At 68.3% G+C, this 22,789-nt stretch carries 23 protein-coding genes; 16 read left to right on the top strand and 7 right to left on the bottom strand.

Annotated features, from left to right (window positions below; translation table 11 throughout):
- Window positions 1-158: 158 nt before the first annotated feature.
- Together J2X20_RS18995 and J2X20_RS18990 are read right to left on the bottom strand one after the other, a co-directional pair.
- Window positions 159-1,145 (bottom strand): substrate-binding domain-containing protein, encoded by a 987-nt coding sequence (locus J2X20_RS18995; RefSeq protein WP_310267816.1) that lies wholly within the window; start codon window positions 1,143-1,145, stop codon window positions 159-161.
- A gap of 76 nt (window positions 1,146-1,221) precedes the next feature.
- On the bottom strand, window positions 1,222-2,076 hold the full coding sequence (locus J2X20_RS18990; protein WP_310267813.1) for a 23S rRNA (adenine(2030)-N(6))-methyltransferase RlmJ: 855 nt from the start codon (window positions 2,074-2,076) through the stop codon (window positions 1,222-1,224).
- Window positions 2,077-2,250: 174 nt separating this feature from the next.
- On the opposite strand from J2X20_RS18990, the gene J2X20_RS18985 reads away from it, so the two are divergent.
- The 3 genes from J2X20_RS18985 (at window position 2,251) to J2X20_RS18975 (ending at window position 5,381) form a co-directional block, all read left to right on the top strand.
- Window positions 2,251-2,820, top strand: a complete 570-nt coding sequence (locus J2X20_RS18985) for a PEP-CTERM sorting domain-containing protein (RefSeq protein WP_310267810.1) — start codon at window positions 2,251-2,253, stop codon at window positions 2,818-2,820.
- A gap of 85 nt (window positions 2,821-2,905) precedes the next feature.
- The gene (locus tag J2X20_RS18980; RefSeq protein ID WP_310267808.1) at window positions 2,906-3,988 is read left to right on the top strand and encodes an alkene reductase; all 1,083 of its coding nucleotides are present in this window, start codon (window positions 2,906-2,908) and stop codon (window positions 3,986-3,988) included.
- A gap of 112 nt (window positions 3,989-4,100) precedes the next feature.
- Entirely contained in the window at window positions 4,101-5,381 is a 1,281-nt protein-coding gene (locus J2X20_RS18975) for a PEP-CTERM sorting domain-containing protein (RefSeq protein ID WP_310267805.1), read from the top strand.
- On the opposite strand, the gene J2X20_RS18970 is transcribed toward J2X20_RS18975, so the two are convergent.
- The gene (locus J2X20_RS18970; RefSeq protein WP_310267803.1) at window positions 5,341-6,471 is read right to left on the bottom strand and encodes a right-handed parallel beta-helix repeat-containing protein; all 1,131 of its coding nucleotides are present in this window, start codon (window positions 6,469-6,471) and stop codon (window positions 5,341-5,343) included. The genes J2X20_RS18975 and J2X20_RS18970 overlap by 41 nt on opposite strands.
- Window positions 6,471-7,037, bottom strand: coding sequence for an MOSC domain-containing protein (locus tag J2X20_RS18965; RefSeq protein WP_310267800.1), 567 nt, complete (start codon window positions 7,035-7,037; stop codon window positions 6,471-6,473). The genes J2X20_RS18970 and J2X20_RS18965 overlap by 1 nt, the downstream gene beginning before the upstream one ends.
- Before the next feature lie 95 nt (window positions 7,038-7,132).
- Between J2X20_RS18965 and J2X20_RS18960 the strand changes: the two genes are divergently transcribed.
- On the top strand, window positions 7,133-8,392 hold the full coding sequence (locus J2X20_RS18960) for a cation:proton antiporter (RefSeq protein ID WP_310267795.1): 1,260 nt from the start codon (window positions 7,133-7,135) through the stop codon (window positions 8,390-8,392).
- Window positions 8,389-9,504: a YbdK family carboxylate-amine ligase gene (locus J2X20_RS18955; protein WP_310267791.1), complete on the top strand. Its 1,116-nt coding sequence runs from the start codon at window positions 8,389-8,391 to the stop codon at window positions 9,502-9,504. Before J2X20_RS18960 ends, J2X20_RS18955 begins: the two co-directional genes overlap by 4 nt.
- On the opposite strand, the gene J2X20_RS29500 is transcribed toward J2X20_RS18955, so the two are convergent.
- Both J2X20_RS29500 and J2X20_RS29495 read right to left on the bottom strand, forming a co-directional pair.
- Complete coding sequence (locus J2X20_RS29500; RefSeq protein ID WP_409034176.1) at window positions 9,501-9,893, bottom strand: helix-turn-helix domain-containing protein; 393 nt, start codon at window positions 9,891-9,893, stop codon at window positions 9,501-9,503. The genes J2X20_RS18955 and J2X20_RS29500 overlap by 4 nt on opposite strands.
- Window positions 9,893-10,306 carry an AraC family ligand binding domain-containing protein gene (locus tag J2X20_RS29495; RefSeq protein ID WP_409034175.1) on the bottom strand — a complete coding sequence of 138 codons (414 nt, stop codon included), beginning with the start codon at window positions 10,304-10,306 and terminating at the stop codon, window positions 9,893-9,895. The genes J2X20_RS29500 and J2X20_RS29495 overlap by 1 nt, the downstream gene beginning before the upstream one ends.
- A 186-nt stretch (window positions 10,307-10,492) precedes the next feature.
- Between J2X20_RS29495 and pobA the strand changes: the two genes are divergently transcribed.
- Window positions 10,493-11,665: a 4-hydroxybenzoate 3-monooxygenase gene (gene pobA, locus J2X20_RS18945; protein ID WP_310267870.1), complete on the top strand. Its 1,173-nt coding sequence runs from the start codon at window positions 10,493-10,495 to the stop codon at window positions 11,663-11,665.
- On the opposite strand, the gene J2X20_RS18940 is transcribed toward pobA, so the two are convergent.
- Window positions 11,644-12,552 carry a LysR family transcriptional regulator gene (locus tag J2X20_RS18940; RefSeq protein ID WP_310267785.1) on the bottom strand — a complete coding sequence of 303 codons (909 nt, stop codon included), beginning with the start codon at window positions 12,550-12,552 and terminating at the stop codon, window positions 11,644-11,646. The two genes, pobA and J2X20_RS18940, sit on opposite strands and share 22 nt — an antisense overlap.
- A gap of 97 nt (window positions 12,553-12,649) precedes the next feature.
- On the opposite strand from J2X20_RS18940, the gene J2X20_RS18935 reads away from it, so the two are divergent.
- The 10 genes from J2X20_RS18935 to J2X20_RS18890 all read left to right on the top strand — a co-directional run bounded on the left by J2X20_RS18935 (window position 12,650) and on the right by J2X20_RS18890 (window position 22,757).
- The gene (locus tag J2X20_RS18935; protein ID WP_310267782.1) at window positions 12,650-13,339 is read left to right on the top strand and encodes a substrate-binding domain-containing protein; all 690 of its coding nucleotides are present in this window, start codon (window positions 12,650-12,652) and stop codon (window positions 13,337-13,339) included.
- A 25-nt stretch (window positions 13,340-13,364) separates the two neighbouring features.
- The gene (locus J2X20_RS18930; protein WP_310267779.1) at window positions 13,365-14,729 is read left to right on the top strand and encodes an MFS transporter; all 1,365 of its coding nucleotides are present in this window, start codon (window positions 13,365-13,367) and stop codon (window positions 14,727-14,729) included.
- Window positions 14,730-14,747: 18 nt separating this feature from the next.
- Window positions 14,748-15,776, top strand: coding sequence for an amidohydrolase family protein (locus J2X20_RS18925; RefSeq protein WP_310267775.1), 1,029 nt, complete (start codon window positions 14,748-14,750; stop codon window positions 15,774-15,776).
- Between the two features lie 2 nt (window positions 15,777-15,778).
- Window positions 15,779-16,462, top strand: coding sequence for a 4-carboxy-4-hydroxy-2-oxoadipate aldolase/oxaloacetate decarboxylase (gene ligK / locus J2X20_RS18920; RefSeq protein WP_310267772.1), 684 nt, complete (start codon window positions 15,779-15,781; stop codon window positions 16,460-16,462).
- Between the two features lie 6 nt (window positions 16,463-16,468).
- Window positions 16,469-17,383, top strand: coding sequence for an amidohydrolase family protein (locus tag J2X20_RS18915; RefSeq protein ID WP_310267769.1), 915 nt, complete (start codon window positions 16,469-16,471; stop codon window positions 17,381-17,383).
- Entirely contained in the window at window positions 17,383-17,817 is a 435-nt protein-coding gene (gene ligA / locus J2X20_RS18910; RefSeq protein ID WP_310267766.1) for a protocatechuate 4,5-dioxygenase subunit alpha, read from the top strand. Before J2X20_RS18915 ends, ligA begins: the two co-directional genes overlap by 1 nt.
- Before the next feature lies 1 nt (window position 17,818).
- Window positions 17,819-18,688: a class III extradiol dioxygenase subunit beta gene (locus J2X20_RS18905; RefSeq protein WP_310267763.1), complete on the top strand. Its 870-nt coding sequence runs from the start codon at window positions 17,819-17,821 to the stop codon at window positions 18,686-18,688.
- On the top strand, window positions 18,685-19,638 hold the full coding sequence (locus J2X20_RS18900; protein ID WP_310267760.1) for a Gfo/Idh/MocA family oxidoreductase: 954 nt from the start codon (window positions 18,685-18,687) through the stop codon (window positions 19,636-19,638). Before J2X20_RS18905 ends, J2X20_RS18900 begins: the two co-directional genes overlap by 4 nt.
- Complete coding sequence (locus J2X20_RS18895) at window positions 19,635-20,621, top strand: aldo/keto reductase (protein WP_310267755.1); 987 nt, start codon at window positions 19,635-19,637, stop codon at window positions 20,619-20,621. Before J2X20_RS18900 ends, J2X20_RS18895 begins: the two co-directional genes overlap by 4 nt.
- Window positions 20,622-20,801: 180 nt before the next feature.
- The gene (locus J2X20_RS18890; protein ID WP_310267753.1) at window positions 20,802-22,757 is read left to right on the top strand and encodes a M13 family metallopeptidase; all 1,956 of its coding nucleotides are present in this window, start codon (window positions 20,802-20,804) and stop codon (window positions 22,755-22,757) included.
- Window positions 22,758-22,789 lie beyond the last annotated feature (32 nt).

Here is a 22,789-nt window from a genome sequence, read left to right as displayed (position 1 = left end):
GGGGTATCACTTGAGGCCTAAAAGAACGGCCACGAAGTAGTCATTCTGGACTGACCACTAGTAGCCTGTCGCAGAGGAACGCCGAACTTCCGCTTCGGGCACATTGCTGCCGTGCGGACGCCGGCCGTGATCGTCAGCAACCGCTGCCAAGCAGCCCCTCAGGTCGCCCGCACGACCAGCTCCGTCGGCATGATCTCGCTGGCGGCGCCCTGGCCGCCGATGAGATCCAGCACCTTGCGCGCCAGCAGCACGCCGCCGTGGTGCCAGTCCTGGCGCACGCTGGTCAGCGGCGGTGCAAAGCTCTGGGCCGCGGGCGAGTCGTCATAGCCGATGACCGACACCGCCTCGGGCACGGCGAGACCGGCGTCGGTGAAGGCACGCACGGCGCCCATGGCCAGCAGGTCGCTGGCGGCGAACAGGCCGTCGGGCGCCTTGCCGCCCTTGGCCAGATGGGCCTGCACGGCCGTGAAGCCGGCACCGAAAGTGAAGGCTGCCGGCGTCAGCGTCTGACACTTCAGCCCGGCCTTCTTCAGCGTCTTGGCAAAGCCCTGCTGGCGGTCGCGGATCTCGGCATGGCGTACATCGCCGAGGAAGAGCAGCTCGCGCCTCTCCAGCGCGATCATGCGTTCGGCCGCGCAGGCACCGCCATGGGCGTTGTCGCCGCCGACGACGACGGAGTCACCGCGCCCATGTTCGGCCCCCCAGACCACCATGGGCAGGCCCATGGCTGCGGCCGACCTGACGGCCGAGCCGTTGGCGCCCTGGCCGAGCAGGATGAGGCCGTCGGCCGAGGCCGCCATGCCCTGGCCGGGGCTCTGCAGGGCCGACAGCAGCACGCTGTAGCCGCGCGAGGTCAGCTCCTGGGTGATGCCGCCTAGCAATTGCAACGGGTAGGCGTCGGTCATGGGCCGGTCGGTGTCGGGCTGCATCTCCAGCATGACGGCCACCATATGGCTGCGGCGCAGGCGCAGATTGCGCGCATGGTGGTTGAAACGGTAGCCCGCGGCCTCGGCCAGGGTCTTGATGCGCTCGCGCGTGGCCGGCGTGACCGAGGGGCTGTCGCGCAGCGCACGCGAAACGGTGATGGTCGACACGCCGGCAAGAGCGGCGATCTGCTCCATCGTGACCGGCTTGCTCTCCGTCATGCGACCCTCCGCCGGGCCGCCCCTAGGAGGGGCGAGCCCCCTCGGGGGGCAGCGGGCAACGCTCGCGTGGGGGCCTTCATACCGTTTTCTGTTCCAGCACGTAGTTGGCGCCGTCGTACTGGCCCAGGCGTTCCACCAGCAGGGGCAGGCATTCGGCCAGCTCGTCGTGCAGGGTGAAGGGCGGGTTGGCGATGAACATGCCGCTGCCCAGCATGCCGAAGCCGCGCTCGTCGGCCTGGGCCACGGTCAGGCGCACATGCAGCCAGCCCTTCTTGGCGGCCGCGTCGGCGCTGGCCTTGAGGCGCTGCACCAGCTGGGTGGATTCGAGCAGCTGCAGTTGCGGGTACCAGATCATGACGACGGTGTCGGCCGCACGCTCCAGCGCCTCGCGCAGGGCGGTGAGCACCTTGGCGTAGTCGGTCTTGATCTCGTAGGACGGGTCCATCAGCAGGGCCGCACGGCGCGTCGGCGAGGGCAGCTCGGCCTTGATGGCGGAAAAACCGTCGCGGTCGCTGACCTGGGTGTTGGGGCGGCTTTCCAGATAGCTGGCGAGGATGCGGTGGTCCGTCGAGTGCAGCTCGTAGGCGCGCAGCCGGTCGGTCTCGCGCAGCAGGAAGTTGGCAATGGCCGGCGAGCCCGGGTACTGGCGCAGCTGGCCATCGGGGTTGAAGGCCTTCACCAGGCTCATGTAGTCGGCCAGGGGCGCGGGCAGATCCTTGCGGTCGTAGAGCCTGGCGACGCCCTCGCCGTACTCGGCGTTCTTCTGCGCATAGCGGCCCTCGACCGAGTAGCCGCCAGCGCCGGCATGGGTGTCGATCAGCGTATAGGGCTTGTCCTTTTCACCCATGTAGCGCAGCACGCGGGTCAGCACCAGGTGCTTGAGGACGTCGGCATGGTTGCCGGCATGGAAGGCGTGGCGGTAGGCGAGCATGGGGCGATTGTCTCCGGCGTGCCGATCGGGGGATTGCCGAGGCGGCAAGCCTCGGGCCGCGCCCACCCCCAGTCAAGGGGTAGGCATCCCGGGCTGCCCCTGGGCGACGGTACATTCGCGCCGCCCGTCTGACCGCCTGGTCGATGGGACAGAACAACCCAGGGAGGAAAACAAATGAATCTTCGTTCGCTCTTCACATCGCTCGCGGTCGCCGCCGCCTTGCTGCCTGCTTCGGCACAGGCCGCCGTCGAATGGAGCTGGCAGTTCACCCCACCCAATCAGGGCACCGTCAGTGCCAACGACGTCATTCACGGCCAGGCCGTGATGTCCAACGCAGGCACGGCGACCGAAACGGTCGACATGTGGCGCGGCCAGGGCACCATCACCCTTCGCGACATGTTCACCAGCGGGTATAGCTGGGGATTCGGCCACGATGCCTCGGTGTCCATGGGCAGCTTTCTCGACGGACTCGGCACGATCCAGCTGGCACCCGGCGAGAGCCGCACCTTCGATTTCCTGTGGTTTGCACCCGGCGCATCGGGTGCTGCCCCGGGCACCTACAGCGTTCTCGCCGGCATGGCCTATGTGTGGATCCAGGATGGGGTCTACAACGAGACCTATATCGAGAACCGGCTGACCTGGCAGGTCGCCGCGACCGTCCCCGAACCGACCAGCGCCGCCCTGCTGGCCCTGGGCCTGGTGGGCGTCGGCATCGGTGCCCGCCGCCTGAAAGCCGGCAGGTAACACAGCCACAGCAACCCCGCTCGGCTGGGGAAAGTGGGGGAAGGACTAGCCTTGCAGCCATCGTCCTTCGCCCCATATCGGCCCCATGAGCACCCTCTTCGACCCCATCCGCTTCGGCGACATCCACCTGGCCAACCGCGTCGTCATGGCGCCGCTGACGCGCAACCGCGCCACCCGCCAGACTCCGCACGACCTGCATGTCGAGTACTACCGGCAGCGCGCTGGCGCTGGCCTCATCATCACGGAAGCGACCCAGATCCGCCCCGACGGCCAGGGCTATTTCGACACCCCGGGCATCCACACGCCTGAGCAGATCGCCGCCTGGAAACAGGTGACGGATGCGGTGCATGCCGAAGGCGGCAAGATCGTCGTGCAGCTCTGGCATGTGGGCCGCATCTCGCTGAAGAGCCTGCAGCCAGGCGGCCAGCAGCCCATCTCCTCGACCAACCGCGCCGCCAAGACCAGGACCTATGCGGCCTATGGCGAGCTGGTGCCGACCGACGAGCCGCGCGCCCTGGCCACGCATGAGATCCCCCAGCTGATCGCCGACTATGTGCAGGCCGCCAAGAACGCCATCGCGGCGGGCTTCGACGGCGTCGAGATCCACAGCGCCAACGGCTACCTGCTGGACCAGTTCCTGCGCGACAGCGCCAATGACCGCAACGACGAGTACGGCGGCAGCATCGAGAACCGCGCCCGCCTGCTGATCGAGGTCATGACGGCCGTCGCCGGCACGATCGGTGCGGGCCGCACCGCAGTGCGCCTGTCCCCTGTCACGCCCAGCAACGACATCGGCCAGGACAGCAACCCCCAGGCCCTCTTCAACTATGTGGCCGAGCAACTGGCGCCGCTGAAGCTGGCCTTCCTGGAGGTGGTGGAAGGCGCCACCGGCGGCGCGCGCGACATCGCCCCCTTCGACTACGCCGAGCTGCGCCGCCGCTTCAACGGCCCCTATATCGCCAACAACGGCTATGACCGCGGCATGGCCCTGGACGCCGTTGCCAGCGGCAAGGCAGACGCGGTGGCCATAGGCCGGCCCTTCATCGCCAACCCCGACCTCGTCGAGCGCATCCGCGACGACCTGCCCTGGGCCGCGCCGCAGAAGGAGACCTTCTACGGCGGTGGCGCCGAGGGCTATACCGACTACCCGGTGCTGAAGCAGGCCTGATCCATATGTCGCCGATATGGCGGTGCCATGTTTCAGATATTTTACGACTGACTGCGTGCTCTCCAGTATGGAGGCCGTCCTTGGGACGACCTCGTAAGAACTGGAGACACGCATGAACCGCCTTCTGGCACTGGCCTTGGTGACATCAATGGCCAGCCTCGCGTCGCCCGCCCTCGCGGCCGACCCCATCAAGATCCTCTTCGTCGGCAACAGCTACACCTTCGGCCGCGTCGACCCGGTGATGAGCTACAACGCCGCCGCCGTGCACGACCTGACGGCCGGCTTCAGCGCCATCAATCCGACGGGCACCAACAGCTATCCGGCCGGCACCGTCGGCTTCGGCAGCTTCGAGCCCCATCCCTGGGGCGGTGTGCCGGGCATCTTCAAGAAGATGACGGACGAGGCCGGCCTGGCCTACGACGTGTCCCTGTCCACCCGCAATGCGGCCTCGCTGCGCGGCCAGTTCCTGGACACGGCCAACAGCGACTGGAAGCTGCGCGAGAACGTCGCCACGCAGAAATGGGACAGCGTCGTGCTGCAGGAGCAGAGTGATGCGGCCTTGCCGGCCGGCAAGGGCAAGAACGCCAACCTCGCCACCTTCAACGCCTATGCCGACCAGTTCGAGCGCTTCATCCACAACGGCGCGGCCCAGAGCTACAAGGAGTCGACCCTGTTCGGCAGCCTGGCCAACTGCATGGCGACCGGCCTGTCCTCGGGCAGCTGCAACACGACACGCAATATCGCCGCCAACAGCAACGCCAGCGCCAACACCAGGATCTATCTGGAGCAGAGCTGGGCCCGCCCCGACATGGTGGAGGCGCACAAGATCACGACGCCCGACCTGACGAGCGCCGACGGCCGCCCCATCGTCGACATCAGCGCTGCCGGCGGCAACGCCACCCTCTACTACAACAGCCTGGCCGACATGACGGCCGATCTGCACGCCTCCTTCTACGCAAAGGCTGCATCCAACCCCGGCTTTGCCGGCGTCGTGCCGGTCGGCGATGCCTTCCAGCGCGCCGTCGACCAGGGCCTGGCCCAGGGCAGCGGCTTCTACAACGCCGGCGGCACTTTTGCCGAGACCGCCGGCGCGCTCAACCTGTGGTGGCTGGACCGCACCCATGCGAGCAAATACGGCTCCTATCTGTCGGCCCTGACGCTGTTCGGCAGCATCACCGGCCGCGACCCGCTGAGCCTGGGGGTCGGCGAACAGGCCGCCATCGACCTGGGCATCGACGCGACGACGGCACGCTCGCTGCAGCGCGTCGCCAGCCTGCAACTCGGCTTCACGGCCGCGGTGCCTGAGCCGCAGAGCCTGGCCCTGCTGCTGGCGGGCTTGGGCGTCATCGCCCTCAGGACTGGAAAGCGCCGGGATGGCGCGCCGGTCCGCTGAGGGCTGCGGTCGTGTGCGGGTGGCGGTACTCGCGCGTCGGCATCAGCTTCAGGCCGCCACCCTCTCCCGCATCGGCCGCCTTGCCACGCAACGCCGAATCGGCCTTGAGCCGGTAGTCGTCGCGCACGGCTTGCACGAACTCGTCCCAGTCCGCCGCGAAGTTGGCGCGGCGCGTCCAATGCCCTTCGGCCGCCAGCTTCGGGCCGCCGACGAGCAGGTTGTTGGCCAGCACGACCTCGGCCTGGGGCGGCGTCACGCGCAACCAGATGCCGCCGCCGGGCAGCTGGTCCACCAACGTGTTGTTGACGAGGTAGAGGGCCTGCTGCTCCCACTTCGCGCCCTCGACGCCGAAGGAGATCAGATGCGGGTTCTGGGTCGTCGAGCTCTGCACGATGAGATTGCCCATGACGACGGCGACACCGCCGTTGGGGAACTCCAGTTCATAGCTGGCGCGGCCGCCAATCTCGTCGCTCAGGCGGTTGTAGAGGATGTGGTTGCGGGCCGCGCGGCTCTTCAGCAGATGGCCGAGCTGGCCGTGGTGGAAATAGCTGCCCGTGACGGCCAGGCGCTTGATGGTGCCGACATAGAGGTTGTGCGTCTTGCCCTCACGCAGCGCGATGGGACCGAAGTCGCAGTCGACGATGTCAAGCTCGATGCTCTCGTCATTGGCCGTCAGCAGGCCGTTCTCGTTGTCGGCAAAGCGGCAATCCACCAGCGTCAGCGAGCCGGCTTCGACGCGGATGCCGGCGCCATTGCGATCCGGCACGGCGGCGCCGATGAAGTCGAAGCCCTCGATGCGCTGGCGCCGGCCCGCCGTCACGAAGATGCCCTTGCCCTGGGCATGAGCGCCGGCCGCCACCAGGCTCACGCGGCCGCCGACGGCGCGCAAGATCAGGCCATGCTGTCGCCAGGTGGCGACGTCGGCCCGGTACTCGCCGGCATCGACCTCCACGACCATGCCGTCACGCGCCTGGCGGGCCGCCGCGGCCAGCGACTTGACGGCACGCTTCGGCCCGACCTTCAGCACCGCGCCCGCCTGGGCGGCAACAGGCGCCAGCCCCGCCGCGGCCAGCAGCGCGCGGCGCCGCATCAGCCGGCCTTCTTCATTTTTGCCTTGAACAACTCGACGATGCCGACCTCGCGCGGCCCCGGGATCAACTCGAAGGCCTCGCTGGCGGCGATGGAGCCCTCGCGCCTCACGGCCAGATAGAAGCCGCAATAGCCGCTCTGGGCCATCAGCTTGGCCGCCTGGTTGAAGCCCATATGGGCATTGAACTTGAAGCAGGGATAGCGCGGCTCCGAGACGACGAGTTCGCAATCCGGGAAGCGCAGCACATCGCCGATCCAGACCTTGGCCTCCAGCAGTCCGGACAGCGTCAGGTTCTCGCCGCAAGCGCCCGGCTGCAGCGCGCCCTCCACCTTGGCCTGGCCACGCACCGTTTGCCAGAAGGCGTAGTGCTCCTGAGGATAGGCATAGACGGCCTTGGCAAGGCCGCCATGCACGCTGGGGTCGGCCTGCTCGTCGCCGTCCAGCGACAACAGGCCGACCGCGACGCGGCCCTCGCGGGGGCGCTTGCGGATGGCGGAATCCAAGGCCTGGCCTGAGGTTGCGACGAAATGTTCGACGCGGGCGGTGTTCACGCTGAGGACTTGCATGTCGGCCATTCTCCAGGAGGCTTTCGGCATGTTGGCCTACAAGGATGGGCAAACCACCCATCTAGGCTTCGCCAAAAACCTCCAAAGGGGAGCCTATGAATGCACTCGACAGCGGCGCCAGGGTCTGGGCCGGGCTGGCCGTGCCTCCGTCCAGTGCGCTGATGTTCGTCGTCGGTGTGCTGCTGGCCGGGGCCCTGGCCGGCGAATTCATCGCCGCCACGACGCGGCTGCCGCGCGTGGTCGGCTACACCTTGGCGGGCTGCGTCGCGGCTGCCTTCGGCCATGGCGTGGCGATGCCGCTGGCCGGTGCCGCGCAGACCGTCACCGACCTGGCCCTGGGGCTGCTGCTGTTCGAGATCGGCTGCCGCGTGCATCTGCGCTGGCTGGGCCGCAACCCGGGCCTGGCCCTGACCAGCCTGGCCGAGGCCCTGCTCAGCGCGGTCGCGGTCGCCCTGGTACTGCGCCTGTTCGACCTCAGCTGGCAGACCGCCGTGGCCTGCGCCATCCTGGCCATGCCGGCGCCGGCCGCGGTGTCGGGCCGCGTCGCGCTGGAACTGGGGGCCGAGGGTCAGGTCACTCAGCGCGCCTCGGTACTGACGGCGCTGAACACGCTGTATGCCGTCATCGCGCTGACGCTGATGCGCACCTGGTGGGCGGCCGACGATGGCGGCAGCCTGCCTCAGGCGCTGGCGGGCCTGGCCATCTCGCTGCTGACGACGCTGGGCGTGGCCGCCCTGCTGGCCGGCGCCACCTATCTGGCGGCGCGGCGGCTGGACCTGCGCAACCAGAGTGCGGCCCTGCTGGTGTTCGGCCTGGTGGCGTTTGCCATCGTTGCGGCGCGCGCCATCGGCGTGTCGACGCTGCTGATGCCGCTGCTGGCCGGCCTGCTGTTGCGCAACACCAGCGAGCGCCCCTGGGTCTGGCCGCGCCACTTCGGCACTTCGGGCGGCGCCCTGGTGCTGATGCTGTTCGTCATCGTCGGCTCGGCCTGGTCGCCCAAGATCCTGGTCGCCGGCGGCTTCGCGGCCCTGGCCCTGCTGGCGGCGCGCTTCGTCGCCAAGACCGTCGCCATCGTCGCGCTGGCGCCCCTGGCCAAGGCGAGCTGGCGCCAGGGCCTGGCCCTGTCCATCACGATGACGCCGCTGTCGGCCACGGCCCTGGTCATGCTCAGCGAGCTGATGCGCGCCGAGCCCGAGCTGGCGGCCGGCGCCGTGCCCATCATCCTGGCCAGCATCGCGGTGCTGGAACTGATCGGCCCGATTGCCGTGCAGTTCGCGCTGCGCCTGGCCGGTGAGCTGCCGCCGGCACCCAAGCGCCGCAAGAACAACAACGGCAAAGAGGGAAGCACGCCATGAGCCTGGGTGAATTTTCCAAATCGCAGCCGCTGACGCTGGGCGTCGAGCTGGAGCTGCAGATCGTCAACAGCCACGACTACGACCTCGCACCGGTGTCCGGCGACCTGCTGCGGCTGATGGAGAAGCGCAGCATCCCCGGCGACGTGAAGCCCGAGATCACCAGCAGCATGATCGAGCTCGCCACCGGCGTGTGCACCGGCTTCGGCCAGGTGCTGTCGGAGCTGGGCCAGATCCGCGATGCGCTGGTGGATTGCGCCGATCGCCTGGACGTCTGCCTGGTGGGCGGCGGCACCCACCCCTTCCAGCACTGGAAGCGCCAGCGCATCTTCGAGACGCCGCGCTTCCATGAGCTGTCGTCGCTGTACGGCTATCTGTCCAAGCAGTTCACCATCTTCGGCCAGCACGTGCACATCGGCTGCCCGAGCGCCGACGAGGCCCTGGTACTGCTGCACGGCATGAGCCGCTTCATCCCCCACCTGATCGCGCTGGCCGCCTCGTCGCCCTTCGTGCAGGGCGAGGACACCGGCTTCGACTCGGCGCGGCTGAACTCGGTCTTCGCCTTTCCCTTGAGCGGCCGCGCCCCCTTCGTGCAGACCTGGAGCGACTTCGAGGCCTTCTTCGCCAAGATGACGCGCACCGGCGTCGTCTCGGGCATGAAGGACTTCTACTGGGACATCCGCCCCAAGCCCGAGTTCGGCACCATCGAGGTCCGCGTGCTGGACACGCCGCTGACCATCGAGAAGGCGGCGGCCCTGGCCGGCTTCATCCAGTGCCTGGCGCGCTGGATCACGGTGGAGAAGCCCTTCAAGCTCAGCGAGGACGACTACCTGCCCTACACCTTCAACCGCTTCCAGGCCTGCCGTTTCGGCCTGGACGGCACCTTCGTCGATCCCGAGACCGGTGAGCACCGCGTGCTGCGCGAGGACCTCATCGCCGTGCTGAGCAAGCTGGACACCCATGCCGGCGACCTGCACGCCGAGGCCGCGCTGCAGTACGTGCGCCGCGAGATCAACGGCATCGGCAACGACGCCACCTGGCTGCGGCGCGTCGAGGAGGAGAACCATCTGCTGCCCGAAGTCATCCGGCGGGCGGCAAAACGCTGGCACGGCTAGCGCTCGTCTCTCCAGCGGCTGGGTGACTGCCCCGTCAGGCGCTGGAAGAAGCGCGTGAAATAGGCCGGATCGGCGAAGCCCAGGCCGTCGGCGATCTGGCGCACCTGCAGCGTCGTGTAGCCCAGCTCGCGCTTGGCCTCCAGCAGCAGGCGCTGGTGCAGCACGTCCAGGGCCGAGCAGTGCAGGTGCTGGCGGCACAGGCGATTCAGCTGGGTCGTCGTGATGCCCAGCGGCGCCGCCAGCGTGTCCAGGGTGGGGTGGCTGCGGTAGTGGCGCTCGACCTGCTCGCGGTAGCGCGCCAGGTGCTGCAGGGCACGGCCCTCGGGTTCGGCGGCCGCACTCGCTTCGGCGGCCAACGGCGGCAGGCGGGCGACGAGGGCGGCCGCCATCAGCACGGCGCCGTCCAGCACCTGGGCGCGCCAGGGCGAGCTGCCGGCATAGTCGTCGCGCAGGGCCCGCGTGATGGCGAACAGCGCCTGGCCCTGCGAAGAATCGGCCTGCAGCGCGGCGGCGCGCGAGCGGGACAGGCCCTCCCACAAACCGCGCGACGCGCCGAGCAGCTTGCGCAGGCCGGCCTGGTCCAGCGTGACGACATGGCCCTCGGTCTCCGGCGCGAAGGCGAAGCCGTGACGACCAGCATCGGCACCCAGACCAGGGCCGGCGCGGGCAGCTCCAGCACCCGGCCGTCGATCTGCACGCGGGCCTGGCCGGCCTCGATCAGCAGCAGCTGCACCAGGCTGGCATGCCGGTGCGGCTGGATTTCCCAATTGTGCAAGCGGCTGCGGTCGGCGATGGACTCCATGTGGAGACCGTCAAGCGCCGCATCTCGCCCCATCTCGCCATACAGCTCGTAAAGCGGCGGCGACGGCAGGGGCTGGGCCTTGGGCATAGGTTCGAATTGTGCAAGCCTGGGTTCCTGGCGTCCATTGCCCGCCGGGTGTCGCCGGCCTACGCTTCAGCCACCACGGAGCGAGACATGACGAAGACATTGCGCACCCAGGTGCTCATCATCGGCGCGGGCCCCGCGGGCCTGCTGCTCGGCCAGCTGCTGCACAAGGCTGGCATCGACAACCTCATCGTCGAACGCCAGACCGGCGACTACGTGCTGGGCCGCATCCGCGCCGGCGTGCTGGAGCAGACCACCGTCGAGCTGCTGGACCGCGCCGGCGTGGCTGCACGCCTGCACGCCGAGGGCCTGGTGCACCACGGCTTCGAGCTGATGTTCGACGGCCAGCGCCATCACATCGACCTGAGCCGGCTGACCGGCGGCAAGTCGGTCACCGTCTATGGCCAGACCGAGGTGACGCGCGACCTGATGGCGGCTCGCGCGGCGGCGGGCGAGCCGACGCTGTACTCGGCGACGGATGTGGAACTGTTCGGCTTCGACGGTGATCAGCCGGGCGCGCGCTGCACGGTGGACGGCGAGCGCATCGAAATTCATTGCGACTACATCGCCGGCTGCGACGGCTATCACGGTGTCAGCCGCGCCAGCGTGCCGGCGGAGGCCATCCGCACGCACGAGAAGGTCTATCCCTTTGGCTGGCTGGGCCTGCTCAGCGACACGCCGCCGGTGTCGCACGAACTGATTTACGGCCGCCATGAACGCGGCTTCACGCTGTGCAGCATGCGCTCCAGCACGCGCAGCCGCTACTACCTGCAGGTGCCGCTGACCGAACAGGCGGGCGACTGGAGCGACGAGCGCTTCTGGAACGAACTGCGCTCGCGCCTGGACCCTGCGGCCGCCGCGGCCCTCGTCACCGGCCCATCACTGGAAAAGAGCATCGCGCCGCTGCGCAGCTTTGTCGCCGAGCCCATGCGCTTTGGCCGCCTCTTCCTCGCCGGCGACGCTGCCCATATCGTGCCGCCCACCGGCGCCAAGGGGCTCAACCTCGCCGCGTCAGACGTCCACTATCTGTCGCAGGCGCTGATCGAGCATTACCGCGAACGCAGCGAGGCCGGCATCGCGCATTACTCGGCACGTTGCCTGTCACGCATCTGGAAGGCCGAGCGCTTCTCCTGGTGGTTCACCAGCCTGATGCACAAGCTGCCCAATGAGCCCGAGATCGACGCCAAGCTGCACCGCGCCGAACTCGAATACGTCGTCAGCTCCGACGCCGCGATGGCGTCCATGGCCGAGAACTATGTCGGCCTGCCCTGGTGAGGGCGCGGCTCGCGCACCAGCTTCATCAGGAGAGCCGCGGTGCGCTGGGTCAGCGGCGTCGAGCGCTTCAGTGCCGGCGTGACCAGGCACAGCGTCGTCTTCACGTCGACGGCCTTGAAGCGCGTGACGGCCAGGCGCTCCGGATGCTCGAAGGCTCTCACCACGTCCTCGCCGAGGGCCGCATGGCCGAGGCCGGCGGCGACGAGGTCGAGGATGGCCGGCACGCTGGACACCTCCCAATCGACGCGCAATTGCACGCCGGCCATGGCCGCGGCCTCCTCCATGCGCTTGCGGAACACATGGCCACGCTGCGGCATGATCAAGGGATAGCGCGACAGCTCCTCCAGCGTCAGCGGCGCCTTGGGAGCCAGCTTGGCGGGGCTCAGCAGCAGCAGCGACTCTTCGCGCAGGGGCAGGATCTCCAGCGCCGGCAGCGGCTCGGGGTTGTAGACCAGGGCCAGGTCGGCCCGGCCCGACACCAGCCATTCGGTCAGGTGGGTGGAGAAGCCCTCCATGACGACGAGGCGGCCGCGCGGACAGCTGAGCTTGAAGGCTTCGATCAGCGGCAGGGTCAGCATGCGCGCCTGCGTCGGCGGCATGGCCACGACGATCTGGCCGACCGGCTCGTTGCGATGGGCGCTCAGGTCCTCGCGCGCCTGGGTGACGAGATGCAGGATGCCCTGGCCATGCTCGAACAGGCGCCGCCCCGCCTCGGTCAGCTCCACGCCGCGGCCGTTGCGCAGGAACAGCGTCTCATGCAGCTCGGTCTCCAGCGCGCGCACCTGCCGGCTCAGGGCCGGCTGGGCCACGCCCAGCACCAGGGCCGCCTTGCTGAAGCTGCCGTGCTCGGCGACCTGGATGAAGTACTCGATCTGGTTCAGCGTCATGGATGGACATCTTGGCAGAACCCATGCCGGATTGCTCTAGCTGCTAGCCCCAGCCAGACCTAGCGCAATAGAGCTCGGCTGCGAAGAATCGCCCCTCATGAGCACCGCCCTCACCCTGATCTCGTCCATGGCCACGCGCCATCTGCTGACGGCCCTGGCCCAGGCCCATGCCAGGACCGGCGCGCCGGCCGTGCATCAGGAATCCGTCGGGGGCGTGGACGCCGCGCGGCGCGTGCAGGAGGGCGAGGCCTTCGACCTCGTCGTGCTGGCCAGCGAGGCCATCGCCAAGCTGGAGGCCGCCGGCCGGCTGCGGCCCGGCAGCGTGCGGCCCATCGCCGACTCCAGCGTCGAGATCGCCGTGCCGGCCGCGGCGCCGCGCCCCGACGTCGGCAGCGAGGCCGCCCTGCGCGCCACCCTGCTGCGGGCCCGCGCCATCGGCTATTCGACCGGCCCCAGCGGCACGGCCCTGCTGCAGCTGTTCGAGCGCTGGGGCGTCACCGAGGCGCTGAAGGCCCGCCTCGTGCAGGCCCGCCCGGGCGTGCCGGTGGGCGGCCTGGTGGCCAGCGGCGAGGTCGAGATCGGCTTCCAGCAGCTCAGCGAATTGATGGACCTGCCCGGCATCAGGCTGCTGGGCGGCATGCCGCCCGGCACGGAAATCGTCAGCCGCTTCAGCGGCGCGGTGACGGCCAACGCGGCTCAGCCTGAGGCCGCCCAGGCGCTGCTGGATTTCATGGCCAGCCCGGCGACCGAAGCGCTCAAGCAGCAGCACGGCATGCGCGCGGCCTGACCTCAAACAATAGACGGAGACAAGCTTGCCAACCCCCTCGAATCCCGCGCGCACGGCCGACGTGCAGCGCCTCATCGACGACCACCCGCTGTCCGCCTGGCAGTGGCTCGTCTTCGCGCTGTGCTTCTTCGTCGTGCTGCTGGACGGCTTCGACACCGCCGCCATCGGCTATATCGCACCGTCGCTGATCAAGGACTGGGGCGTCAGCAAACCCATGCTGGCGCCGGTGCTGAGCGCCGCGCTGTTCGGCCTCGCGGCCGGCGCCCTGCTGTCGGGCCCCATCGCCGACCGCCTCGGCCGCAAGCGCGTGCTGGCGGCGACGGTGCTGCTCTTCGGCGTCGCCACGCTGGCCTCGGCCTTCGCCAGCAATCTCGTCGAGCTGACCGCGCTGCGCTTCATCACCGGCCTGGGCCTGGGTGCGGCCATGCCCAGCGCCGTCACGCTGATGAGCGAGTACTGCCCGAGTTCGCGCCGCTCCATGTTGACCAATCTGATGTTCTGCGGCTTCCCGCTGGGTGCGGCCTTCGGTGGCTTCCTGGCCGCCTGGATGATTCCGCAATGGGGCTGGCAGAGCGTGCTGGTGCTGGGCGGCGTCGTGCCGCTGGCCCTGGCCCTCGCGCTGGCCCTGCGCCTGCCCGAGTCGGTGCGCTTCATGGTGACGCGGCGCCAGCCCGTCGAGCGCATCCGTGCCGCGCTGGCGCGCATTGCCGGCGCGCAGGTGCACCAGATCGAGCGCTTCACGCTGAGCGAGACCCGCGTCGTCACCAACGAGCGCGGCGGCCTGGCCCAGGTGCTGGCGCGGCCCTACCGCCTCGGCACGCTGATGCTGTGGGCCGCCTATTTCATGGGATTGGTGATCTTCTACGCGCTGATCAACTGGATGCCCCTGCTCTTCAAGGAGGCCGGCATAGACCCCCGCACCGCCACGCTGATCTCGGCCCTGTTTCCGCTCGGCGGCGTCGGCGCCGTCTTGTTCGGCTGGCTGATGGACCGCGGCGAGCCCAATCGCATCATCGCCGCGGGCTTTGCGCTGACGGCCCTGGCCGTCTGGGCCATAGGCCAGCTGGTCGGCCATGTCGGCGCCCTCGTCATCGGCGTCTTCCTGGCCGGTGCGCTGATGAACACCGCCCAGTCCTCGCTGCCGGCCCTGGCCGCGGCCTTCTATCCCACCAATGCCCGCGCCACCGGCGTGTCGTGGATGCTGGGCATCGGCCGTTTCGGCGGCATCGTTGGCTCGCTGCTGGTGGCCCAGCTGGGCGCCATGCAGGCGGGCATCACCACCGTGTTCGCGGTGCTGGCCGTGCCCGGCGCGATTGCCGCCCTGGCGCTGTGGGTCAAGCGCGATGCCGACCGCTTCGGCGGCGAGCGCAGCGCCGCCCTCGCGCACTGACCACAAGGAGAACTGCTGATGATCATCGACGTCCACGGCCACTACACGACCGCCCCGGCGGCACTCGGCGCCTGGCGCGACCTGCAGATCGGCGGCCTGAAGGACCCGTCCCGCGCCCCCAAGGCCAGCGAGCTGAAGATCAGCGACGACGAACTGCGCGAATCGATTGAGACCAACCAGCTCAGGCTGATGAAGCAGCGCGGCTCGGACCTGACCATCTTCAGCCCGCGCGCCAGCTTCATGGCTCACCACATCGGCGACTTCCAGACGTCGAGCACCTGGGCCGCCATCTGCAACGAGCTCTGCTATCGCGTCTCGCAGCTCTTCCCCGACCATTTCGTGCCCGCGGCCATGCTGCCGCAGTCGCCGGGCGCGGACCCGGCGACCTGCATCCCCGAGCTGGTCAAGTGCGTGCAGCAGTACGGCAATGTCGGCATCAACCTGAACCCCGACCCGTCGGGCGGCCACTGGACCAGCCCGCCGCTGACCGACCGCCACTGGTACCCGGTCTACGAAAAGATGGTCGAGCTGGACATCCCGGCCATGATCCATGTCTCGACCAGCTGCAACGCCTGCTTCCACACCACCGGCGCCCATTACCTGAATGCCGACACGACGGCCTTCATGCAATGCCTGACGGGCGACCTGTTCAAGGACTTCCCGACGCTGAAGTTCCTCATCCCCCACGGCGGCGGTGCCGTGCCCTACCACTGGGGGCGTTTCCGCGGCCTGGCCCAGGAGCTGAAGAAGCCGCTGCTGGACGAGCATCTGCTGAACAACATCTTCTTCGACACCTGCGTCTACCACCAGCCGGGCATCGATCTGTTGACCGACGTGATCCCGGTCAAGAACATCCTGTTCGCCAGCGAGATGATCGGCGCAGTGCGCGGGATCGACCCCGAGACCGGCCATTACTACGACGACACCAAGCGCTATGTCGCGGCGACGGCCAGCCTCAACGACGAGGAACGCCACGCCATCTACGAGGGCAACGCCCGTCGCGTCTTCCCGCGCCTGGATGCGCAACTCAAGGCCAAGGGGCTGTGACCATGTACGAACTCGGCGTCGTCTACCGCAACATCCAGCGAGCCGACCGCGCGGCCGCCGACGGCTTGGCCGCCCTCGGCTCGGCTACCGTGCACGAGGCCATGGGCCGGGTCGGCCTGCTCAAGCCCTATATGCGGCCCATCTACCCAGGCGCCCAGGTCTCGGGCACGGCCGTCACCGTGCTGCTGCACCCGGGCGACAACTGGATGATGCATGTCGTGGCCGAGCAGATCCTTCCCGGCGACATCGTCGTCGCCGCCATCACGGCCGAATGCACCGATGGCTATTTCGGCGACCTGCTGGCCACCTCCTTCCAGGCCCGTGGTGCGCGCGCCCTCGTCATCGACGCCGGGGTGCGCGACGTGAAGACGCTGCAGCAGATGGGCTTCCCGGTGTGGAGCAGGTGCATCAGCAGCAAGGGGTGCATCAAGGCGACGATCGGCTCGGTCAATATCCCCGTCGTCTGCGCCGGCATGCTGGTCACGCCGGGCGACGTCATCGTGGCGGACGACGACGGCGTCGTCTGCGTGCCGGCGGCGCGCGCAGTCGAGACGCTGGAGGCGGCGCTGAAGCGCGAGAGCCTGGAAGGCGAGAAGCGCGCCAAGCTGGCCTCGGGCGTGTTGGGCCTGGACATGTACAAGATGCGCGAGCCGCTCGAAAAAGCCGGCCTGCGCTACATCGATTGATCTGACATGGAATTCACCAAGACCCCCGGCTGGCTGGACTGGTACGCCGACCCCAGCAAGCCGCGCTTCCAGTTGCCCGCCGGCGCCGTGGACGCGCACTGCCATGTGTTCGGCCCCGGCGCGCAGTTCCCGTTTGCGCCCGAACGAAAGTACACGCCCTGCGACGCCAGCAAGGAGCAGTTGTTCGCACTGCGCGATCACCTCGGCTTTGCGCGCAACGTCATCGTGCAGGCCACCTGCCATGGCGCCGACAACAGCGCGCTGATCGATGCGCTGCAAAGCTCGGGCGGCAAGGCGCGTGGCGTGGTCACCGTCAGGCGTGGCATCAGCAATGACGAGCTGCAGCGCATGCACGCGGCCGGCGTGCGCGGCGTGCGCTTCAACTTCGTCAAGCGGCTGGTGGACTTCACGCCCAAGGACGAACTGCAAGAGATCGCCGCGCGCATCGCCAAACTCGGCTGGCATGTCGTCATCTATTTCGAGGCTGCCGACCTGCCCGAGCTGTGGGACTTCTTCACCGCCCTGCCGACCACCGTCGTCGTCGATCACATGGGCCGGCCCGATGTGGGCAAGCCGGTGGACGGCCCCGAGTTCCAGCTCTTCCTGCGCTTCATGGGCGAGAACGCCAATGTCTGGAGCAAGCTGAGCTGCCCCGAGCGCCTGTCCCTCACCGGCCCACGCGCGCTGGACGGCGAGCGCAACGCCTATCGCGACGTCGTGCCCTTCGCCCGCCGCGTCATGGACGAGTTCCCCGACCGGGTTTTGTGGGGCACCGACTGGCCCCATCCCAACCTGAAGGACCACATGCCCGACGACGGCCTGCTGGTGGATTTCATCCCCCACATCGCGCCGACGCCTGAGCTGCAGCGCAAGCTGCTGGTGAGCAATCCGATGCGCCTCTATTGGCCGGAGGAATGCTGATGCCTCTCGACAAGTCCTACGCCGACATCCCCGGTACCACCATCTTCGACGCCGAGCAGTCCCGCAAGGGCTATTGGCTGAACCAGTTCTGCATGTCGCTGATGAAGGCGGACAACCGCGCCCGCTTCAAGGCCGATGAGGGCGCCTACCTCGACGAGTGGCCGATGACCGATGCGCAGAAGGCCGCGGTGCGAGCGCGTGACCTGAACGAATGCATACGCCTGGGCGGCAACATCTACTTCCTGGCCAAGATCGGCGCCACGGATGGCAAGAGCTTCCAGCAGATGGCAGGCAGCATGACGGGCATGAGCGAAGAGGAATACCGCGACATGATGGTGTCGGGTGGCCGCTCCATCGAAGGCAACCGCCGCATCGGCGAGGACGGTGACGCCCAGGCCCACCGCCAGCCCCAGGGCCAACCAGGGAAGAAATAACGTGGCCCGCATCACCGCTTCCGTCTACACCTCCCATGTGCCCGCCATCGGCGCTGCCCTGGACCTCGGCAAGACCACCGAGCCCTATTGGCAGCCCGTCTTCACCGGCTACGACTTCTCCAAGCGCTGGCTGGCCGAGAACCGGCCCGACGTCGTCTTCCTGGTCTACAACGACCACGCCACCGCCTTCAGCCTCGACCTGATCCCGACCTTCGCCATCGGCACCGCGGCCCGCTTCGAGCCGGCCGACGAAGGCTGGGGCCCGCGCCCGGTGCCGCCCGTCATCGGTCACCCGGAGCTGGCCGCGCACGTCGCGCACAGCGTCATCCAGGACGATTTCGACCTGACCATCGTCAACAGGATGGACGTCGACCACGGCCTGACGGTGCCGCTGTCGCTGATGTGCGGCCAGCAAGATCCGGCGAAGGGGGCCTGGCCCTGCCCCGTCATCCCCTTTGCCGTCAACGTCGTGCAATACCCCGTGCCGTCGGGCCGGCGCTGCTTCATGCTCGGCCAGGCCATCCGCCGCGCCGTCGAGTCCTTCGACCAGGACTTGAACGTGCAGATCTGGGGCACCGGCGGCATGAGCCACCAGCTGCAGGGCCCGCGCGCCGGCCTCATCAACCGCGAGTGGGACAACCGCTTCCTGGACCGCCTCATCGCCGAGCCCGAGGCTCTGTCGCGCGTGCCGCATGACGAATATGTGCGCGAGGCCGGCTCGGAAGGCATCGAGCTCGTCATGTGGCTGATCGCCCGCGGCGCGATGGCGGACATCCACGGCGGTGCGCCCCCGCGAGTGGTGCATCGCTTCTATCACGTACCCGCCTCGAACACCGCCGTGGGACACCTCATCCTGGAGAACACGCAATGAGCAGCAAGATCAGGGTCGCCCTGGCGGGCGCGGGCGCCTTCGGCATCAAGCATCTCGACGGCATCAAAAACATCGAAGGCGTCGAGGTCGTGTCGCTGATCAGCCGTGAGCTGGACAAGACCCGCGAGGTCGCGGCGAAGTACGGCATCTCCCACGTCACCACGGAACTGGCCGACAGCCTGGCCCTGCCCGAGGTCGATGCCGTCATCCTGTGCACGCCGACGCAGATGCACGCCAGCCAGACCCTGGCCTGCCTGAAGGCGGGCAAGCATGTGCAGGTGGAGATCCCGCTGTGCGATGTGCTGGCCGATGGTGAGGAAGTCGTGCAGGTGGCCAAGCAATCGAGCCTGGTCGCCATGTGCGGCCACACGCGGCGCTTCAACCCCAGCCACCAATGGGTGCACAGGAAGATCGCGGCGGGCGAATTCAACATCCAGCAGATGGATGTGCAGACCTATTTCTTCCGCCGCAGCAATATGAATGCCCTCGGCCAGCCGCGCAGCTGGACCGACCACCTGCTGTGGCACCACGCCGCCCACACGGTGGACCTGTTCGCCTACCAGGCGCAGAGCCCCGTCGTGCAGGCCCATGCGCTGCAAGGCCCCATCCACCCGCAGCTCGGCATCGCCATGGACATGAGCATCCAGCTCAAGGCCGCCAATGGCGCGATCTGCACGCTGAGCCTGTCCTTCAACAACGATGGCCCGCTCGGCACCTTCTTCCGCTACATCGGCGACACCGGCACCTATCTGGCGCGCTACGACGACCTCTTCAACGGCAAGGAGGAGAAGATCGACGTCAGCCAGGTGGACGTGTCCATGAACGGCATCGAGCTGCAGGACCGCGAGTTCTTCGCCGCCATCCGCGAGGGCCGTGAGCCCAACAGCAGCGTGGCCCAGGTGCTGCCCTGCTATCAGGTGCTGCACAAGCTGGAGCAGCAGTTGCAATGAAGACGCGTCGCATCGGGCCCTTTGAGGTCTCGGCCATCGGCCTCGGCTGCATGAACCTGAGCCATGCCTATGGCACGCCGCCGTCCCGCGATGAAGCCGCCCAGGTGCTGGACGGCGCGCTGAACGGCGGCATCACGCTGTTCGACACTGCGGCCCTCTACGGCTTCGGTGCCAACGAGGAACTGCTCGGCGACCTGCTGGCCCCGCACCGCGAGCGCATCGTGCTGACCAGCAAATGCGGCATGCAAGGCGTCAACGGCGTGCGCGTCATCGACGGCCGGCCCGAGACGATACGCGCCAGCGTCGAGGCCAGCCTGAAGCGCCTGCGCACCGACGTCATCGACGTGCTCTATCTGCACCGGCTGGATCCCCAGGTGGGCGTGGAAGACAGCGTCGGCGCCATGGCCGACCTGGTGCGCGCCGGCAAGGCGCGCGCACTAGGCCTGTCCGAGGTGTCGGCCACCACGCTGCGCCGAGCCCATGCCGTGCATCCCATCGCGGCCCTGCAGTCGGAATACTCGCTGTGGACGCGCAACCCCGAGATCGCGGCACTCGAGGCCTGCCGCGAGCTGGGCACCAGCTTCGTCGCCTTCAGCCCGCTGGCGCGTGGCTTCCTGGGCGGCAAGCTGCGTGACGTCAGCCTGCTGGAACCCAAGGACATCCGCCGCGCCATGCCGCGCTTCGCACCCGAGCACTACGCGGCCAACCTCAAGCTGCTCGATGGCTTCGAGGCCGAGGCGGAGCGATTGAATTGCGCGCCGGTCACGCTGGCCCTGGCCTGGCTGCTGCACCAGGGCGAGCACATCGTGCCCATCCCGGGCACATCGAAGCCCGAACATCTGTGGGCGCTGATCGTGGCCGCGCGATTGCAGCTGGACCGGGCAACCCTGGGACGGCTGGACGCACTGATCAACCGCCAGACGGTGAGCGGCGCGCGATACAGCGCAACGACTCAAACGGAGATCGACACCGAAGAGTTCTAGGCTTGTTCGTCAACGGCAGCGACCTGCTCACAGCCGTGACGTCTGCAAGAATGACCGGCACCGAAGGCGCCCTCGAGAACCGTCATGAAGTCGATCCGCATCAGTTTCCTTCTCATGGCTACGTTGGGCCTGGGTGCGCCAGCGCTCGCAGCCGATACGCCTGCGCAGGCAAGCGCGCCCTTGATTTCTGGCGTTGACGTCAAGTCCTTCGATCCGGCCGTGCGGCTGCAGGACGACTTCTACGCCTACATCAACGGCCGCTGGGCGCGCAGCACGCAGATCCCTGCCAGCAAGGCGCGCTGGGGCACCTACGACGAACTGCGCGAGACCGCGGCCTTGCAGGTTCGCGCCATCCTGGAAGACGTGCTGAAGAACCCGGGCGCGGCCGGCAGCGAGACCCGAAAGATCGCCGACCTGTACACCACCTTCATCGACGACAAGGCGCGCAACGCGCGCGGCTTCGCGCCGCTGGCACCGGAATTCGAGCGCATCGCCGCCGCCAAACGTCACCAGGACCTGGCCCCGTTGATCGCCGAGCTGGAGCGCCAGGGCGTGACCGTGCCCTTCGACGTCTTCGTCGGGCAGGACGCCCAGAACGCCGAACGTTATGTCGTCTACGCCGCCCAGTCCGGCCTGGGCCTGCCCGACCGTGACTACTACCTCAACGATACGGACAAGAAGCTGATGGCCGTGCGGCAGGCCTACCTGCAGCACATCACCAAGCTCTTCACGATGCAGGGCGACACGCAGGCCGAGCGCCGTGCGGCCGACGTGCTGGCCGTGGAGACGCGACTGGCGCAGCTGCAATGGACCCGCGTGGAAAGCCGCGAGGCCCTGAAGACCTACAACCCCCGCACCGTGGCGCAACTGGCCGAGGAGGCGCCCGGACTGGACTGGGCGGCCTATCTGCGGGCCGCAGGCATCGAGGGCAAGGCCAAGTCGCTGGTGGTGCGCCAGCCCAGCTATTTCGTGGGCCTTTCGAAGCTGGTGCCCGAGGTGCCGCTGGAGCAGTGGCAGAGCTATTTCAAGTGGCACGTGCTGGCGGCCTACGCCCCCTACCTCGCGCGCGATGTGGCCGATGAGCGCTTCGCCTTCACCGGCACGGTGCTGCGCGGCGTGCCCGAGAACGAGCCGCCCTGGCGCCAGGCCCAGCAGTTCGTCGACTCCATCATGGGCGAGGCGGTGGGCAAGCTCTACGTGGCCCGCCACTTCCCGCCCGAGAACAAGGCGCGCGTGCTGGCGATGGTGAACAATTTCCTCGCCACCTTCCGCGAAGGGATCGACGAGCTGGAGTGGATGAGCCCGGCGACGAAGAAGGAAGCGCAGGCCAAGCTGGCCCTGTTCACGCCCAAGATCGGCTACCCCGATGTCTGGCGCGACTACTCCGCCCTCACCACCAGCAGCACCGATCTGATCGCCAACGTGCGCGCGGGCCGCCGCCATGCCTTCGACCGTGGCATCGCCAAGCTGGGCAAGCCGGTGGACCGTGGCGAATGGGGCTTCACGCCGCAGACTGTCAACGCCAGCTACAGCCCGCTGCAGAACGCCATCACCTTTCCGGCGGCGCTGCTGCAGCCGCCCTTCTTCGACGTGAAGGCCGAAGACGCCATCAACTACGGCACCGTCGGCACCAGCATCGGCCACGAGATCAGCCATGGCTTCGACGACCAGGGCAGCCGCTACGACGGCCATGGCAACCTGCGCAACTGGTGGACGGCGGAGGACCGCGCCGCCTTCACCGCGCGCGCCAACGGCCTGGTGCAGCAGTACAGCGCCTTCAGCCCGGTGCCGGGCTACTTCGTCAACGGCCAGTTCACGCTGGGCGAGAACATCGGCGACAACTCCGGCGTGACCATCGCCTACAAGGCCTACCGCAAGTCCCTGGGCGGCAAGCCTTCGCCCGTGATCGACGGGCTGACCGGCGAGCAGCGGCTGTACATCGGCTGGGCCGTCAAATTCCGCACGCTGCAGCGCGAAGAGGCCGCCATCGTCCAACTGAAGAGCGACCCGCACTCGCCGGGCGAATTCCGCGTCAAGGGCACGCTGGCCAACCAGGCCGGCTTCTACGAAGCCTTCGACATCAAGCCGGGCGACAGGATGTACCGGCCCCCTGAGCAGCGCGTGAAACTGTGGTGAGCGGCCACGGTCGGCGCCACCCTTTGTGCCAT

It is taken from the genome of Roseateles saccharophilus (genome assembly GCF_031458095.1).
GTDB lineage: Bacteria > Pseudomonadota > Gammaproteobacteria > Burkholderiales > Burkholderiaceae_C > Pelomonas > Pelomonas saccharophila_A.
The sequence above is the reverse complement of the archived record's forward strand: the minus strand, read 5'-3'. Positions and strand labels throughout refer to the sequence as shown.